This window comes from Bartonella sp. CL435QHHD (assembly GCF_042195095.1).
Lineage (GTDB): Bacteria > Pseudomonadota > Alphaproteobacteria > Rhizobiales > Rhizobiaceae > Bartonella.
Genome location: NZ_JBHINS010000081.1, coordinates 1 through 12,392 on the forward strand (window position 1 = coordinate 1; position 12,392 = coordinate 12,392).

General features: G+C 41.7%; 23 protein-coding genes and 1 pseudogene. All 24 read left to right on the plus strand.

The window, feature by feature from the left end; all coding sequences use genetic code 11:
• Positions 1 to 463 (plus strand): annotated as a pseudogene (locus ACFILH_RS07350) (hypothetical protein); the annotation flags it as partial.
• Between the two features lie 60 nt (positions 464 to 523).
• Positions 524 to 832 (plus strand): 30S ribosomal protein S10, encoded by a 309-nt coding sequence (rpsJ, locus tag ACFILH_RS07355; protein ID WP_005773267.1) that lies wholly within the window; start codon positions 524 to 526, stop codon positions 830 to 832.
• A gap of 27 nt (positions 833 to 859) precedes the next feature.
• Positions 860 to 1,597 carry a 50S ribosomal protein L3 gene (gene rplC, locus ACFILH_RS07360; RefSeq protein WP_273791404.1) on the plus strand — a complete coding sequence of 246 codons (738 nt, stop codon included), beginning with the start codon at positions 860 to 862 and terminating at the stop codon, positions 1,595 to 1,597.
• A 2-nt stretch (positions 1,598 to 1,599) separates the two neighbouring features.
• Complete coding sequence (gene rplD, locus ACFILH_RS07365) at positions 1,600 to 2,220, plus strand: 50S ribosomal protein L4 (protein WP_273791405.1); 621 nt, start codon at positions 1,600 to 1,602, stop codon at positions 2,218 to 2,220.
• Entirely contained in the window at positions 2,217 to 2,510 is a 294-nt protein-coding gene (locus ACFILH_RS07370) for a 50S ribosomal protein L23 (protein WP_273723987.1), read from the plus strand. Before rplD ends, ACFILH_RS07370 begins: the two co-directional genes overlap by 4 nt.
• A 20-nt stretch (positions 2,511 to 2,530) precedes the next feature.
• The gene (gene rplB, locus ACFILH_RS07375; RefSeq protein WP_273791406.1) at positions 2,531 to 3,364 is read left to right on the plus strand and encodes a 50S ribosomal protein L2; all 834 of its coding nucleotides are present in this window, start codon (positions 2,531 to 2,533) and stop codon (positions 3,362 to 3,364) included.
• A 15-nt stretch (positions 3,365 to 3,379) separates the two neighbouring features.
• A complete protein-coding gene (gene rpsS / locus ACFILH_RS07380) occupies positions 3,380 to 3,658 on the plus strand; it encodes a 30S ribosomal protein S19 (protein WP_004855734.1) in 279 nt (92 codons plus the stop codon).
• A gap of 2 nt (positions 3,659 to 3,660) precedes the next feature.
• Positions 3,661 to 4,050 (plus strand): 50S ribosomal protein L22, encoded by a 390-nt coding sequence (gene rplV, locus ACFILH_RS07385; protein WP_273791407.1) that lies wholly within the window; start codon positions 3,661 to 3,663, stop codon positions 4,048 to 4,050.
• The gene (gene rpsC, locus ACFILH_RS07390; protein ID WP_273791408.1) at positions 4,050 to 4,760 is read left to right on the plus strand and encodes a 30S ribosomal protein S3; all 711 of its coding nucleotides are present in this window, start codon (positions 4,050 to 4,052) and stop codon (positions 4,758 to 4,760) included. Before rplV ends, rpsC begins: the two co-directional genes overlap by 1 nt.
• Before the next feature lie 36 nt (positions 4,761 to 4,796).
• Positions 4,797 to 5,210, plus strand: a complete 414-nt coding sequence (gene rplP, locus ACFILH_RS07395) for a 50S ribosomal protein L16 (protein WP_273791409.1) — start codon at positions 4,797 to 4,799, stop codon at positions 5,208 to 5,210.
• 12 nt (positions 5,211 to 5,222) lie between these two features.
• Positions 5,223 to 5,423, plus strand: a complete 201-nt coding sequence (gene rpmC / locus ACFILH_RS07400; RefSeq protein ID WP_375660067.1) for a 50S ribosomal protein L29 — start codon at positions 5,223 to 5,225, stop codon at positions 5,421 to 5,423.
• Positions 5,424 to 5,434: 11 nt separating this feature from the next.
• Entirely contained in the window at positions 5,435 to 5,674 is a 240-nt protein-coding gene (rpsQ, locus tag ACFILH_RS07405; RefSeq protein WP_012231991.1) for a 30S ribosomal protein S17, read from the plus strand.
• 144 nt (positions 5,675 to 5,818) lie between these two features.
• Positions 5,819 to 6,187, plus strand: a complete 369-nt coding sequence (gene rplN, locus ACFILH_RS07410; protein WP_004855715.1) for a 50S ribosomal protein L14 — start codon at positions 5,819 to 5,821, stop codon at positions 6,185 to 6,187.
• A 12-nt stretch (positions 6,188 to 6,199) separates the two neighbouring features.
• Positions 6,200 to 6,514, plus strand: coding sequence for a 50S ribosomal protein L24 (gene rplX / locus ACFILH_RS07415; protein ID WP_015856579.1), 315 nt, complete (start codon positions 6,200 to 6,202; stop codon positions 6,512 to 6,514).
• Entirely contained in the window at positions 6,507 to 7,064 is a 558-nt protein-coding gene (rplE, locus tag ACFILH_RS07420) for a 50S ribosomal protein L5 (RefSeq protein ID WP_273791411.1), read from the plus strand. Before rplX ends, rplE begins: the two co-directional genes overlap by 8 nt.
• 24 nt (positions 7,065 to 7,088) lie before the next feature.
• Positions 7,089 to 7,394, plus strand: a complete 306-nt coding sequence (gene rpsN, locus ACFILH_RS07425; RefSeq protein ID WP_273791412.1) for a 30S ribosomal protein S14 — start codon at positions 7,089 to 7,091, stop codon at positions 7,392 to 7,394.
• A 14-nt stretch (positions 7,395 to 7,408) separates the two neighbouring features.
• Entirely contained in the window at positions 7,409 to 7,807 is a 399-nt protein-coding gene (gene rpsH, locus ACFILH_RS07430; RefSeq protein WP_375637438.1) for a 30S ribosomal protein S8, read from the plus strand.
• Positions 7,808 to 7,846: 39 nt separating this feature from the next.
• The gene (gene rplF, locus ACFILH_RS07435; protein ID WP_273791413.1) at positions 7,847 to 8,380 is read left to right on the plus strand and encodes a 50S ribosomal protein L6; all 534 of its coding nucleotides are present in this window, start codon (positions 7,847 to 7,849) and stop codon (positions 8,378 to 8,380) included.
• A gap of 12 nt (positions 8,381 to 8,392) precedes the next feature.
• Entirely contained in the window at positions 8,393 to 8,755 is a 363-nt protein-coding gene (rplR, locus tag ACFILH_RS07440; RefSeq protein ID WP_273791414.1) for a 50S ribosomal protein L18, read from the plus strand.
• A 111-nt stretch (positions 8,756 to 8,866) separates the two neighbouring features.
• Positions 8,867 to 9,415 carry a 30S ribosomal protein S5 gene (gene rpsE / locus ACFILH_RS07445; RefSeq protein ID WP_273791415.1) on the plus strand — a complete coding sequence of 183 codons (549 nt, stop codon included), beginning with the start codon at positions 8,867 to 8,869 and terminating at the stop codon, positions 9,413 to 9,415.
• A 31-nt stretch (positions 9,416 to 9,446) separates the two neighbouring features.
• Entirely contained in the window at positions 9,447 to 9,653 is a 207-nt protein-coding gene (gene rpmD / locus ACFILH_RS07450) for a 50S ribosomal protein L30 (RefSeq protein WP_375631283.1), read from the plus strand.
• Positions 9,654 to 9,673: 20 nt separating this feature from the next.
• Positions 9,674 to 10,141 (plus strand): 50S ribosomal protein L15, encoded by a 468-nt coding sequence (gene rplO / locus ACFILH_RS07455; RefSeq protein ID WP_273791417.1) that lies wholly within the window; start codon positions 9,674 to 9,676, stop codon positions 10,139 to 10,141.
• Between the two features lie 162 nt (positions 10,142 to 10,303).
• Positions 10,304 to 11,650 (plus strand): preprotein translocase subunit SecY, encoded by a 1,347-nt coding sequence (gene secY / locus ACFILH_RS07460; protein ID WP_273791418.1) that lies wholly within the window; start codon positions 10,304 to 10,306, stop codon positions 11,648 to 11,650.
• Entirely contained in the window at positions 11,647 to 12,225 is a 579-nt protein-coding gene (locus ACFILH_RS07465; protein WP_375631284.1) for an adenylate kinase, read from the plus strand. The genes secY and ACFILH_RS07465 overlap by 4 nt, the downstream gene beginning before the upstream one ends.
• Positions 12,226 to 12,392 lie beyond the last annotated feature (167 nt).

The window sequence follows — 12,392 nt, forward strand, 5'->3', positions numbered from 1 at the left end:
TCAAGGTCAAGCGGGTGATAATATAGGAGCTCTTCTACGTGGTGTTGATCGTGAAGGGATTGAGCGTGGTCAAGTATTGGCGAAGCCAGGATCCGTTACGCCTCATACACGTTTTAAAGCAGAAGCTTACATTTTGACAAAAGATGAAGGTGGACGTCATACGCCATTTTTCACGAATTATCGTCCTCAGTTTTACTTCCGTACGACGGATGTTACAGGTATTGTTACACTTCCAGAAGGAACGGAAATGGTTATGCCAGGTGACAATGTTGCGATGGATGTTTCGTTGATCGTTCCGATAGCGATGGAAGAGAAACTTCGTTTTGCTATTCGTGAAGGTGGTCGTACTGTTGGTGCCGGTATCGTCTCTAAGATNATAGCGATGGAAGAGAAACTTCGTTTTGCTATTCGTGAAGGTGGTCGTACTGTTGGTGCCGGTATCGTCTCTAAGATCATTGAATAAATAATGCTTGTTGAGTGCTTTAATTATTAATGCACTTTGTATAACAGGGAAATAAAGAGCATGAACAGTCAGAATATTCGCATTCGCTTGAAAGCGTTTGATCATAGAATTCTTGATACGTCGACGCGTGAGATTGTATCGACTGCTAAACGTACCGGTGCAAATGTCCGTGGTCCCATTCCGCTTCCGACGCGGATTGAGAAGTTTACGGTCAATCGTGGACCGCATATCGATAAGAAAAGTCGTGAGCAGTTTGAGATGCGAACACATAAGCGTCTTCTTGACATTGTTGATCCAACGCCGCAAACAGTGGATGCGCTTATGAAGCTCGATCTTTCTGCTGGTGTGGATGTAGAAATTAAGCTCTGAGGTTTGAGGACAGAAGGAACAGACCCGATGCGTTCAGGTGTAATAGCACAGAAGCTGGGCATGACCCGTATTTATAATGATGCTGGTGAGCATGTGCCGGTGACGGTACTTCGTTTGGAGAATTGTCAAGTCGTTGCTCAGCGTACAGTTGAAAAGAATGGTTATACTGCTGTTCAATTAGGTGTAGGCTTTGCTAAGGTTAAGAATACTTCACAAGCTCTTCGTGGACATTTTGCTAAGGCTTCTGTTGAGCCTAAAGCCAAAATAGCAGAGTTTCGTGTGAGTCCCGACAATCTTCTTGATGTTGGTACTGAGATTACAGTGGAACATTTTGTTCCAGGACAAAGAGTTGATGTGACTGGTACCAGTATTGGTAAGGGGTTTGCTGGTGTTATGAAACGACATAACTTTGGTGGGCATCGTGCTTCCCATGGTAATTCGATCACACATCGTGCTCATGGTTCTACGGGGCAGTGCCAAGATCCTGGTAAAGTTTTTAAAGGCAAAAAAATGGCCGGCCATATGGGGCAAGTGCGTGTAACAACACAGAATATTGAAGTTATTTCCACTGATAGTGAGCGTGGTTTAATTTTAGTGCGTGGTGCTGTTTCTGGTTCTAAAGGTTCTTGGATTTTGATACGGGATGCTGTGAAGAAGCGTCTTCCTGATAATGCTCCAAAGCCTGCCGGTATTCGCCGTCTTGTGAAGGAGAAAGCGGAAATGGTTACTCCGGTGACGGAAACCTCTGAAGTTGAGGGAGCCTAATAATGGATCTTGTAATTAAAACTCTTGATGGTAATGAAGCTGGCAAATTAAAGGTTTCTGAAGCTATTTTTGATCTTGTTCCGCGTGAGGATATTTTGCAACGTGTTGTTCGTTGGCAGCTTGCACGTCGTCAGCAGGGAAGTCATCAATCCCAAGGTCGTTCTGATGTGTCGCGAACAGGGGCAAAAATGTTTAAACAGAAAGGAACTGGGCGTGCTCGACATTCATCTGCACGTGCACCGCAGTTTAGAGGTGGGGGTAAGGCACATGGACCGGTGGTTCGCAGTCATGCGCATGATCTTCCTAAAAAGATTCGTGCTCTTGGGTTGCGTCTTGCTTTATCTGCAAAATTAAAAGCAAAAGATTTGATTATTGTGGATGAGTTGACTGTTAAGGATGCTAAAACGAAGATGCTTGTTTCTCATTTTTCTAAGCTTGGATTTAATAACGCTCTCTTGATTGGTGGTAAAGAGATTGATATTAACTTTTTTCGTGCAGCCTCTAATATCCCTAATATTGACATTTTGCCTATTCAGGGAATTAATGTTTATGATATTTTGCGTCGCAGCAAACTTGTTTTATCAAAAGCAGCTGTTGAGGCTCTTGAGGAGCGTTTTAAATGACAGATCTTCGCCATTATGATATAATTATTAGTCCAGTTATTACTGAAAAGGCGACTATGATTTCTGAATATAATCAAGTTGCTTTTAATGTCGCGCCGAAAGCGACGAAGCCTGAGATTAAGGCTGCTATTGAAGCGCTTTTTAGCGTAAAAGTTAAAGCAGTTAACACGATAGTCCGTAAGGGTAAAGTGAAGCGTTTCAAAGGTATAGTTGGTCGGCAGAGTGATGTCAAAAAAGCGATCGTAACTCTGGCCAGTGGTCAGACTATCGACGTTTCGACAGGTCTTTAAGAGGCTCGGAGATAGGAATAATGGCACTTAAGCAATTTAATCCAACTACACCTGGGCAGCGTCAGCTTGTTATTGTGGAACGTTCTTGTCTTTATAAGGGAAAACCTATAAAGATGTTAACTGAAGGTTTGTCTTCAAAGGGTGGACGTAATAATCGCGGTCGTGTTACTGCTCGTTTTCAGGGTGGTGGACATAAACGTAGTTATCGGTTTGTCGACTTTAAGCGTCTTAAACGTGATGTTTCAGCAAAGGTTGAGCGTTTAGAATACGATCCTAATCGTACCGCTTTTATTGCTTTAATCCGCTATGAGGATGGGCAATTGAGTTATATTCTTGCGCCACAGCGTCTTGGTGTTGGTGATTCTGTTATGGCTGGTTTAAATGTGGATGTTAAACCAGGTAATGCTATGCCTCTTGGTAATATGCCAGTAGGCACAATTATTCATAATGTTGAGATGAAGCCAGGAAAAGGAGGGCAGATTGCGCGTTCAGCAGGTGCTTATGCGCAGTTGGTTGGACGAGATCATGGTATGGCTATTCTTCGTTTAAATTCTGGTGAACAGCGTTTGGTTCCGAGTAGCTGTTTTGCAACTGTTGGCGCTGTTTCAAATCCTGATCATGGGAATATTAATGATGGTAAGGCGGGTCGGTCACGTTGGCGTGGTAAACGTCCACATGTTCGTGGTGTTGCTATGAACCCCGTTGATCATCCGCACGGTGGTGGTGAAGGTCGTACATCGGGGGGGCGCCATCCAGTATCTCCTTGGGGTAAACCTACGAAAGGTAAGCGTACGCGCTCCAATAAAGCCACTGATAAATTTATTATGCGTACGCGTCATCAACGCAAGAAATGAGAAAGGTAGTCTGAAGTGGTTCGTTCAGTGTGGAAAGGTCCGTTTGTTGACGGCTATCTTCTTGGTAAAGCAGAGAAGGTACGTGCAAGTGGGCGCAATGAAGTTATAAAAATATGGAGTCGTCGCTCTACTATTTTACCGCAATTTGTTGGTTTAACTTTTGGTGTTTACAACGGTAATAAGCATATTCCTGTTTCTGTTTCTGAAGAGATGGTTGGGCATAAGTTTGGTGAGTTCGCTCCTACCCGGACTTATTATGGTCATGGTGCCGATAAAAAAGCGAAGAGGAAGTAGGAATGGGAAAAGCTAAAGTTTCGCGCCAGCTTAAAGATAATGAAGCAAGAGCTGTCACGCGGACAATTCGTGTTAGTCCGCAGAAGCTTAATTTAGTTGCTGCAATGATTCGTGGTAAAAGAGTTAATGTAGCGCTCGCTGATTTGATGTTTTCACGCAAGCGTATTGCTGCTACTGTGAAAAAAACGCTTGAATCAGCAATTGCAAATGCAGAAAATAACCACGATCTTGATATTGATTCGCTTGTTGTGGCGGAAGCTTATGTTGGTAAGTCGATAGTGATGAAGCGCTTTCATGTTCGTGGTCGAGGGCGTGCTAGTAGAATTGAACGTCCATTTTCGCATCTTACTGTTATTGTTCGTGAAGTTACCGAAAAAGTGGAGGCCGCGTAATGGGGCAGAAGATCAATCCAATAGGACTTCGTCTTGGTGTTAATCGGACTTGGGACTCTCGTTGGTATGCTGATAGTGGTGAATATGGGCGCCTTCTTCATGAAGATTTGAAAATTCGTTCATATGTGCTTGAGGAGCTTAAACAGGCGGCTATTTCTAAGGTTGTTATTGAGCGTCCTCATAAGAAGTGTCGTATTACGATTCATTCTGCACGTCCTGGTTTGATTATTGGTAAAAAGGGTGCTGATATCGAAAAGCTTCGTCGTAAGCTTTCAGAAATGACGGATGCTGAAACTTCATTGAATATTGTGGAGATTCGTAAACCGGAGATTGATGCGACAATTATTGCGCAATCAATTGCTCAACAGTTAGAGCGTCGTGTTGCTTTTCGTCGTGCAATGAAGCGTGCTGTTCAGTCTGCTATGCGTCTTGGTGCGGAAGGTATTCGTATCAATTGTTCTGGCCGTCTTGGTGGTGCTGAAATTGCTCGTATGGAATGGTATCGTGAAGGTCGTGTTCCACTTCATACCTTGCGTTCTGATGTTGATTACGGTACAGCAGAAGCTAAGACCGCTTATGGTATTTGTGGTATTAAAGTTTGGGTCTTTAAGGGTGAGATTCTTGAGCATGATCCGATGGCTTCAGAACGTCGTGCTACGGAAGCTGATCAATCTGGTTCTTCATCGAATCGTCGCCGCGAAAATGCTTAGTTTTTGAGATTGAACTAAAATTTGGAGTAGAGAACAATGTTGCAGCCAAAGCGCACAAAGTTCCGTAAACAGTTCAAAGGCCGTATTCACGGTTCTGCGAAGGGTGGTACGGATTTGAATTTCGGTGCCTACGGTTTGAAGGCTGTTGAGCCGGAGCGGGTTACTGCTCGTCAAATTGAAGCGGCGCGTCGTGCGATTACACGTTATATGAAGCGTTCTGGTCGTGTGTGGATTCGCATTTTTCCAGATCTTCCGGTTACATCTAAACCGACTGAAGTTCGTATGGGTAAAGGTAAGGGAAGTGTTGATTATTGGGCTGCACGTGTTGCTCCTGGGCGCGTCATGTTTGAGCTTGATGGAGTTCCGGAAGATGTTGCACGTGAAGCGCTAAGGTTGGGTGCTGCAAAGTTGCCTATAAAAACGCGTTTCATCCAGCGTATTGCTGAATAATGAGGTTAAGCGATGAGAGCCACAGAATTACGGGCGCAAACGCTCGACCAAATGAAAGATGAATTGGCTAAGTTAAAGAAAGAGCAATTTAATTTGCGTTTTCAACAAGCAACAGGTCAATTAGAAAAGACTGCGCGTGTTAGACAAGTTCGTCGTGATATTGCGCGTATTAAAACTTTTCTTCGTCAAAAGATAAGTGAAACTAAGGTTTAAGGAAATAAGAGATGCCTAAACGCGTTTTGCAGGGTGTTGTTATTAGCGACAAAAGTGATAAGACTGTTGTTGTCAAAGTTGAACGCCGTTATTCTCATCCGCTTCTTAAGAAGACTGTTCGGCAGTCTAAAAATTATAAAGCGCATGACGAAAACAACCAATTCAAGATTGGGGATCAAGTTTCTATTCAAGAATCTAGACCAATTTCGAAAGATAAATGTTGGATTGTTGTAAAAGACAATGTAGCGTAATGGGTTAAGTTTATTGTTTTAGAATTTAACAGTGTTTTTATCATTGATAAATTTGAAGGCGATGAATTTATCGTTATTTGGCAGGCAAATCCGAGTGTATAAAAGGTACAATCGGATATATGTGTTAAGAGAAGGTGGCCAGTCATGATTCAGATGCAAACAAATCTCGACGTTGCTGATAATTCTGGAGCGCGTCGTGTCATGTGCATCAAGGTGTTAGGCGGTTCAAAGCGGAAATATGCTTCGGTCGGTGACATTATTGTTGTTTCGGTTAAGGATGCAATTCCTCGTGGCCGTGTTAAAAAAGGTGATGTTATGAAAGCTGTTGTGGTTCGTACTGCTAAGGATATTCGTCGCGCAGATGGTAGTGTCATTCGTTTTGATAGTAATGCTGCGGTTTTAGTGGATAATAAAAAAGAGCCGATTGGTACTCGTATCTTTGGACCTGTTCCCCGCGAATTGCGTGGTAGGAATCATATGAAGATCATCTCGCTTGCTCCTGAAGTTCTATAAGGAGTAAATGTTATGCAGAAGATTCGAAAAGGTGATAAAGTTGTTGTTTTGTCCGGTAAGGATAAAGGATGTAGTGGTGAAGTAATTAAGGTTAGTCCAAAAGAGAATAAGGCTTTTGTTCGTGGGATTAATATGATTAAACGTCATCAACGTCAAACGCAGAAGCAAGAGGCTGGAATTATTTCTAAAGAAGCTCCGATTCATCTGTCTAATTTGGCGATTGCTGATCCTAAAGATGGTAAGCCTACACGTGTAGGCTTTCGTATGAATGCAGATGGTAATAAGGTGCGTTTTGCCAAGCGTTCGGGAGAGTTGATTAATGGCTGAGGAAAGACAAGTACCGCGTATGAAAGCGCATTATTTTGAAGTGATTCGTAAAGCGCTTCAAGAGAAGTTTAATTACAGAAATGCGATGCAAATTCCGCGGATTGATAAAGTTGTAATAAATATGGGCATAGGTGAAGCAACTGCTGATTCGAAGAAGCCTTCCCTTGCTGCTGAGGATTTAGGGCTAATAACGGGTCAGAAGGCTGTTGTTACGCGTGCGCGTAATTCTATTGCGACCTTTAAGGTTCGTGAAGGAATGCCTCTTGGGGCTAAAGTTACATTGCGTAAAGATCGTATGTTTGAGTTTTTAGATCGTCTTGTTACGATTGCTCTTCCGCGGGTTCGTGACTTTCGTGGTTTAAATCCAAAGAGTTTTGATGGTCGTGGCAATTTTGCTATGGGTATTAAAGAACACATTGTGTTTCCAGAAATCAACTATGATAAAGTTGATCAAATTTGGGGCATGGATATTATCGTTTGTACGACAGCAAAAACGGATGATGAGGCTCGTGAATTATTGCGTGCTTTTAATTTTCCTTTTCGTTCGTAACGGCAAACATAGTGAGGTGAGATTATGGCCAAAGTAAGTGCCGTTGAAAAAAATAAGCGTCGTGAGGTGATGGTAAAGCGTTATGCTGCCCGTCGTGCACGTTTGAAAGCAATAGTTATGGATCAGAAGGTTTCTCTTGAAGAACGTTTTAAAGCTTCTGTTCAGTTGGCAGAGTTACCGCGTAATTCTTCGAAAGTTCGTATTCGTAATCGCTGTGAGGTTTCAGGTCGTCCGCGGGCTTATTATCGTAAATTAAAAATGTCGCGAATTGCGTTGCGTGAGCTTGGCTCTATTGGCTATATTCCTGGTATTGTAAAATCTAGTTGGTAAGAGGAGATTATTTAATGTCTATGTCAGATCCTCTTGGTGATATGTTAACACGTATTCGTAATGCACTTGGTCGTAAAAAAGGTAAAGTAGTTACTCCAGCTTCGAAGCTTCGTGCGCACGTTCTTGATGTTCTTCAGTCGGAAGGTTATATTCGCGGATATAATCAAATTGATTTAGGTGATGGAAAAGCTGAGATTGAAATCGAATTGAAGTATTTTGAAGGGCTGGCTGCTATTCGTGAGATTGCACGTGTATCAAAGCCAGGGCGTCGTGTGTATGTTTCTGCTAAGTCACTTCCACAGGTGGCTAATGGCCTTGGTATTTCGATTTTATCGACTCCTAAAGGCGTCATGGCAGATCATGAGGCGCGTGAACAGAATGTTGGTGGAGAACTCCTTTGTCGTGTTTTCTAAGTTATGTCAAGAAAACGGAAGAAAAAGTAGGTTAGAACAATGTCTCGTATTGGAAAGAAACCCATTTCAATTCCTTCTGGAGTTACTGCTACTGTTGAAGGTCAGCTGGTTAAGGCAAAAGGTCCAAAAGGTGAGTTGAGTTACGTCGTCAATGATGAAGTCTTAGTCAAACTTGAGGAAAATATCATATCAGTTATGCCGCGGGATCAGTCAAAAGATGCGCGTTCTAAATGGGGAATGTCGCGCTCAATGATTGAGAACATTTTTTGTGGTGTGAAAGATGGTTTTGAAAAGAGGTTGGAGATTAATGGGGTTGGTTATCGTGCTGCTTTGCAGGGTAAGGATGTTCAACTATCTCTGGGCTTTTCGCATGATGTGGTTTATAAAGTTCCGTCGGGTGTTACTGTGACTGTTCCTAAGCCAACAGAAATTGTTGTTTCTGGAATTGATAAACAGCAAGTTGGACAAGTTGCAGCGGAGATTCGGGAGTATCGTAGGCCTGAACCTTATAAAGGTAAGGGTGTTAAGCATGCAGATGAACGTATCTTCCGTAAAGAAGGTAAAAAGAAATAAGGATTTTGTATTATGGTTTCATCTAAGGACATTATCCAACGTCGTGCAAGGCGTGTTCGTCGTAGAATTAAAATGGTTTCTCATGATCGTCCTCGGCTTAGTGTTTATCGTTCAAATCAGAACATTTATGCTCAAGTTATCGATGATTTGCGGGGATGTACACTTGTTTCAGCCTCTACTCTTGAAAGTGATTTAAAAAAGTCGTTAAAGAGTGGTGCTGATAAAAAGGCAGCTTTTGCTGTTGGTAAGTTAATTGCTGAGCGTGCGAAGAAAGCGGGTGTTAATGAGGTGGTTTTTGATCGTGGAGCGTATGTGTACCATGGTCGCGTCAAAGCTTTAGCTGAGGCTGCTCGTGAAGGTGGTTTGAATTTCTAAAATTTCTTATTTATGAATGAGTAAGGAGAGTTTAGAGTTTTTCGTTTAAGTTCTTCCAGTTTGGTGAGGGACTTTGTTATCGTGCTTCCGGAAAAGAAAAAGGAATGAGGAATGGCACAAAAAGAACGTGGTGATAGAGAAGAACGCGATAATGAATTTGTCGATAGGCTCGTTCATATCAATCGTGTTGCTAAAGTTGTAAAGGGTGGTCGGCGTTTTGGTTTTGCTGCTCTTGTTGTCGTTGGAGATCAAAAAGGACGTGTGGGTTTTGGACATGGTAAAGCCCGTGAAGTTCCCGAAGCCGTTCGTAAAGCAACGGAATCTGCAAAGCGTGGGATGATTTATGTTCCGCTTCGGTCTGGGCGTACATTGCATCATGATCTTGAAGGTCGTCACGGAGCTGGGCGTGTTTTGCTACGTTCGGCTTCTGCTGGTACTGGTATTATTGCTGGGGGACCGATGCGTGCTATTTTTGAAGCTCTTGGTATGCAGGATGTCGTTGCAAAATCGCTAGGATCGTCGAATCCTTATAACATGGTTCGTGCAACATTTGATGCATTGAAACATCAAATGCATCCTAGAGATATTGCTGCTCAACGTGGTATAAAATATTCGACTTTGCAGGCGCGTCGTCGCCATTTAGTCGACCTAGAAGGGTAGTTTCTGAGATTATCAGAAAAGGAATTAGGAAATGGTTCAGAAAAAATCTCAGAGTAATAAAACTGTGACGGTGGAGCAAATTGGAAGCCCTATTCGAAACTCACAGATTCAGCGTGCAACCTTAAAGGGGCTTGGACTAAATAAAATGCGTCGTCGGCGCGTTTTAGATGATACACTTTGTGTGCGGGGTATGATTGCTCGGGTTCGGCATCTTGTTCGCGTTATAGATGAAGGTTAAGGGTTGCGGGAGTATTATATATGAAACTCAATGAACTGCGTGATTGCGAAGGCGCAATAAAAAATCGTAAGCGTGTTGGGCGTGGCATTGGTTCCGGTATGGGTAAGACTGGTGGTCGTGGTGTAAAAGGGCAAAAGTCACGTTCTGGTGTTTCCCTTAATGGTTTTGAAGGTGGGCAAATGCCTATCTATCGTCGTTTGCCAAAACGTGGATTTAGAAATTTCTTTGCCAAAACCTACAATGAAGTTTCACTAGGACGTATTCAGTTGGCAGTTGATGCGGGTAAGTTGAATATTGAAAAGCCTGTTGATATGATTGCTTTGAAAGAGTCTGGTATTATTCGTCGTGAAAAAGATGGGGTTCGTCTTCTTTCTGATGGTGATTTGAAGGCTAAGATTACCTTTCATGTTTCTGGTGCTTCACAAGCTGCTCGTGTTAAGATTGAAAAAGTGGGTGGTCAGGTCATTTTTCCTGATATTGCTCGATAATTTTTTTAATATGAATAGAGACCTAAAGAAGAATTATATTTGTTTTGTGGGATCTTTTGTGGAGACTTGTTTAAGTTCTGCATTTATTTGTGTATGCGTATGTGAATTTTAGGATTATACTTCTGTGATTTAAAGAACTGGAGTGTAAAGTGGAGACGTTTTATGGCATCAGCAGCAGAGCAATTTGCTTCCAATATAAACTTCGGTACCTTTTCGCGTGCAACTGAATTAAAGAAACGCATCTGGTTTACTCTGTTGGCGCTTCTTGTATATCGTTTTGGCACTTACATCTCTCTTCCAGGTATCAATATCGATGCTTTGCGGCAAACATTTGAACATCACGCGTCTGGTGTATTAGGACTCTTTAATATGTTTGCTGGAGGTGCCGTTGGGCGTATGGCTATTTTTGCGCTGGGTATCATGCCTTATATATCGGCATCTATTATTGTGCAATTGTTAACATCTATTATTCCTTCTTTGGAGACTCTTAAAAAAGAAGGGGATTTAGGTCGTAAGATTATCAATCAATATACGCGTTATGTAACAGTCGTATTGGCAATTCTACAAGCTTTTGGTATTGCGGTTGCGCTTGAAAGCGGTATAGGGTCGGGGCTTCAAATTGTTTTAGAACCAGGTCTTATGTTTCGTTTTTCTTCTGTTATTACACTTGTTGGCGGAACGATGTTTCTTATGTGGCTTGGCGAGCAAATTACGTCACGTGGTGTTGGTAATGGGGTTTCTCTTATCATTTTTACAGGGATTGTAGCCAACTTTCCTTCTACTTTTGCTCAGCTTTTGACAGCTCATAGTCAGGCTGATTTATCAACTTTTCTTTTAATAGGAATCGTTCTTATTGCTGTTTTGGTTATTGGGCTTATTGTTTTTATAGAGCGTGCACAACGGCGAATTCTTATCCAATATCCGAAACGTCAGGTCGGTAATCAAATGTTTCAAGGAGATATGTCGCATCTTCCTTTAAAGTTGAATACTGCTGGTGTTATTCCACCTATTTTTGCTTCATCTTTATTATTATTGCCTGCCACTATTAATAATTTTTCTGATAAAATGCCACAATGGGTTCAGGAGATTTCTTATGCTCTTGGTCATGGACAGCCACTTTATATGATTGTTTATGCATTTTTAATGGCGTTTTTTTGCTTTTTTTATACAGCTATTGTGTTTAATCCAAGTGATACTGCAGATCAGTTGAAAAAGCATTCTGGTTTTATTCCAGGGATTCGTCCAGGTGAGCGTACAGCCGAATATATTGATTACGTTTTGACGCGTATTACTGTTGTGGGCGCTGTTTATATTATCTTGGTTTGTTTGTTACCTGAATTTATGATATCTGCATTACAGGTTCCTTTTTATCTTGGGGGAACATCCTTGTTGATTGTTGTTACTGTTACACTTGATACGGTTGCTCAAATTCAGGGGCATCTTGTTGCCCACCAATATGAAGGGTTGATAAAAAAATCAAAACTTCGTGGAGGTAGAAGGAATCGATGAGAGTTATTCTTTTAGGTCCTCCTGGAGCGGGAAAAGGTACGCAAGCAAAAATGTTGACTGAGGAATATAACATTCCTCATTTATCAACAGGGGATATGTTGCGTGAGGTGATTGCCAAAGAAACGGAGATTGGTAAAAAAGCTAAAGCTATTATAAGTTCTGGTGCTTTGGTTCCTGATAGTATTGTTAACCAAATCGTATCAGATCGGATTGATGAAGCTGATTGTGTAAACGGTTTTGTTTTGGATGGATATCCGCGAACTGTGGGGCAGGCGGAAGCGTTGCAACAGATACTGGATTCAAAAAATACGCGGCTTAATGCTGTTATTGAGTTGTGTGTTGATGAAGACGTGTTGATTGAACGTATGAAGAAGCGTGTTGAGGAAACAATAGCGGCTGGTGGACAGGTTCGTTTAGATGACAATCCTGTTGCTTTTGCAAAAAGATTAGTGGAATATCGTGAAAAAACAGCTCCCTTATCAAAGTTTTATTCAGAGAGGGGAATGTTGAAAGTTGTTGATGGAATGATTGGTGTTGCTGAAGTGACACGTATGATTAGAAGTTTTCTTTCATGAGATTTTTTTTAGAAATAAATGAAAAGAGTTGACTTTTGAGATGAAATCTATCAGAAGTAAGTTTAATTTATTTTAGTGAAATAAGAGGATTCGGAAGAATTTTTTTCTGAGTCTATTTTTTTCTGTAAGGTATATCAGGTATTTTATAACAATTTGTCAAAATAACT

What these genes read in the sequence shown, in the direction of transcription:
- rpsJ (WP_005773267.1), top strand. Translation starts at nt 524, where the DNA reads ATGAACAGTCAGAATATTCGCATTCGCTTGAAAGCGTTTGATCATAGA.
- rplC (WP_273791404.1), top strand. Translation starts at nt 860, where the DNA reads ATGCGTTCAGGTGTAATAGCACAGAAGCTGGGCATGACCCGTATTTAT.
- rplD (WP_273791405.1), top strand. Translation starts at nt 1,600, where the DNA reads ATGGATCTTGTAATTAAAACTCTTGATGGTAATGAAGCTGGCAAATTA.
- ACFILH_RS07370 (WP_273723987.1), top strand. Translation starts at nt 2,217, where the DNA reads ATGACAGATCTTCGCCATTATGATATAATTATTAGTCCAGTTATTACT.
- rplB (WP_273791406.1), top strand. Translation starts at nt 2,531, where the DNA reads ATGGCACTTAAGCAATTTAATCCAACTACACCTGGGCAGCGTCAGCTT.
- rplV (WP_273791407.1), top strand. Translation starts at nt 3,661, where the DNA reads ATGGGAAAAGCTAAAGTTTCGCGCCAGCTTAAAGATAATGAAGCAAGA.
- rpsC (WP_273791408.1), top strand. Translation starts at nt 4,050, where the DNA reads ATGGGGCAGAAGATCAATCCAATAGGACTTCGTCTTGGTGTTAATCGG.
- rplP (WP_273791409.1), top strand. Translation starts at nt 4,797, where the DNA reads ATGTTGCAGCCAAAGCGCACAAAGTTCCGTAAACAGTTCAAAGGCCGT.
- rpmC (WP_375660067.1), top strand. Translation starts at nt 5,223, where the DNA reads ATGAGAGCCACAGAATTACGGGCGCAAACGCTCGACCAAATGAAAGAT.
- rpsQ (WP_012231991.1), top strand. Translation starts at nt 5,435, where the DNA reads ATGCCTAAACGCGTTTTGCAGGGTGTTGTTATTAGCGACAAAAGTGAT.
- rplN (WP_004855715.1), top strand. Translation starts at nt 5,819, where the DNA reads ATGATTCAGATGCAAACAAATCTCGACGTTGCTGATAATTCTGGAGCG.
- rplX (WP_015856579.1), top strand. Translation starts at nt 6,200, where the DNA reads ATGCAGAAGATTCGAAAAGGTGATAAAGTTGTTGTTTTGTCCGGTAAG.
- rplE (WP_273791411.1), top strand. Translation starts at nt 6,507, where the DNA reads ATGGCTGAGGAAAGACAAGTACCGCGTATGAAAGCGCATTATTTTGAA.
- rpsN (WP_273791412.1), top strand. Translation starts at nt 7,089, where the DNA reads ATGGCCAAAGTAAGTGCCGTTGAAAAAAATAAGCGTCGTGAGGTGATG.
- rpsH (WP_375637438.1), top strand. Translation starts at nt 7,409, where the DNA reads ATGTCTATGTCAGATCCTCTTGGTGATATGTTAACACGTATTCGTAAT.
- rplF (WP_273791413.1), top strand. Translation starts at nt 7,847, where the DNA reads ATGTCTCGTATTGGAAAGAAACCCATTTCAATTCCTTCTGGAGTTACT.
- rplR (WP_273791414.1), top strand. Translation starts at nt 8,393, where the DNA reads ATGGTTTCATCTAAGGACATTATCCAACGTCGTGCAAGGCGTGTTCGT.
- rpsE (WP_273791415.1), top strand. Translation starts at nt 8,867, where the DNA reads ATGGCACAAAAAGAACGTGGTGATAGAGAAGAACGCGATAATGAATTT.
- rpmD (WP_375631283.1), top strand. Translation starts at nt 9,447, where the DNA reads ATGGTTCAGAAAAAATCTCAGAGTAATAAAACTGTGACGGTGGAGCAA.
- rplO (WP_273791417.1), top strand. Translation starts at nt 9,674, where the DNA reads ATGAAACTCAATGAACTGCGTGATTGCGAAGGCGCAATAAAAAATCGT.
- secY (WP_273791418.1), top strand. Translation starts at nt 10,304, where the DNA reads ATGGCATCAGCAGCAGAGCAATTTGCTTCCAATATAAACTTCGGTACC.
- ACFILH_RS07465 (WP_375631284.1), top strand. Translation starts at nt 11,647, where the DNA reads ATGAGAGTTATTCTTTTAGGTCCTCCTGGAGCGGGAAAAGGTACGCAA.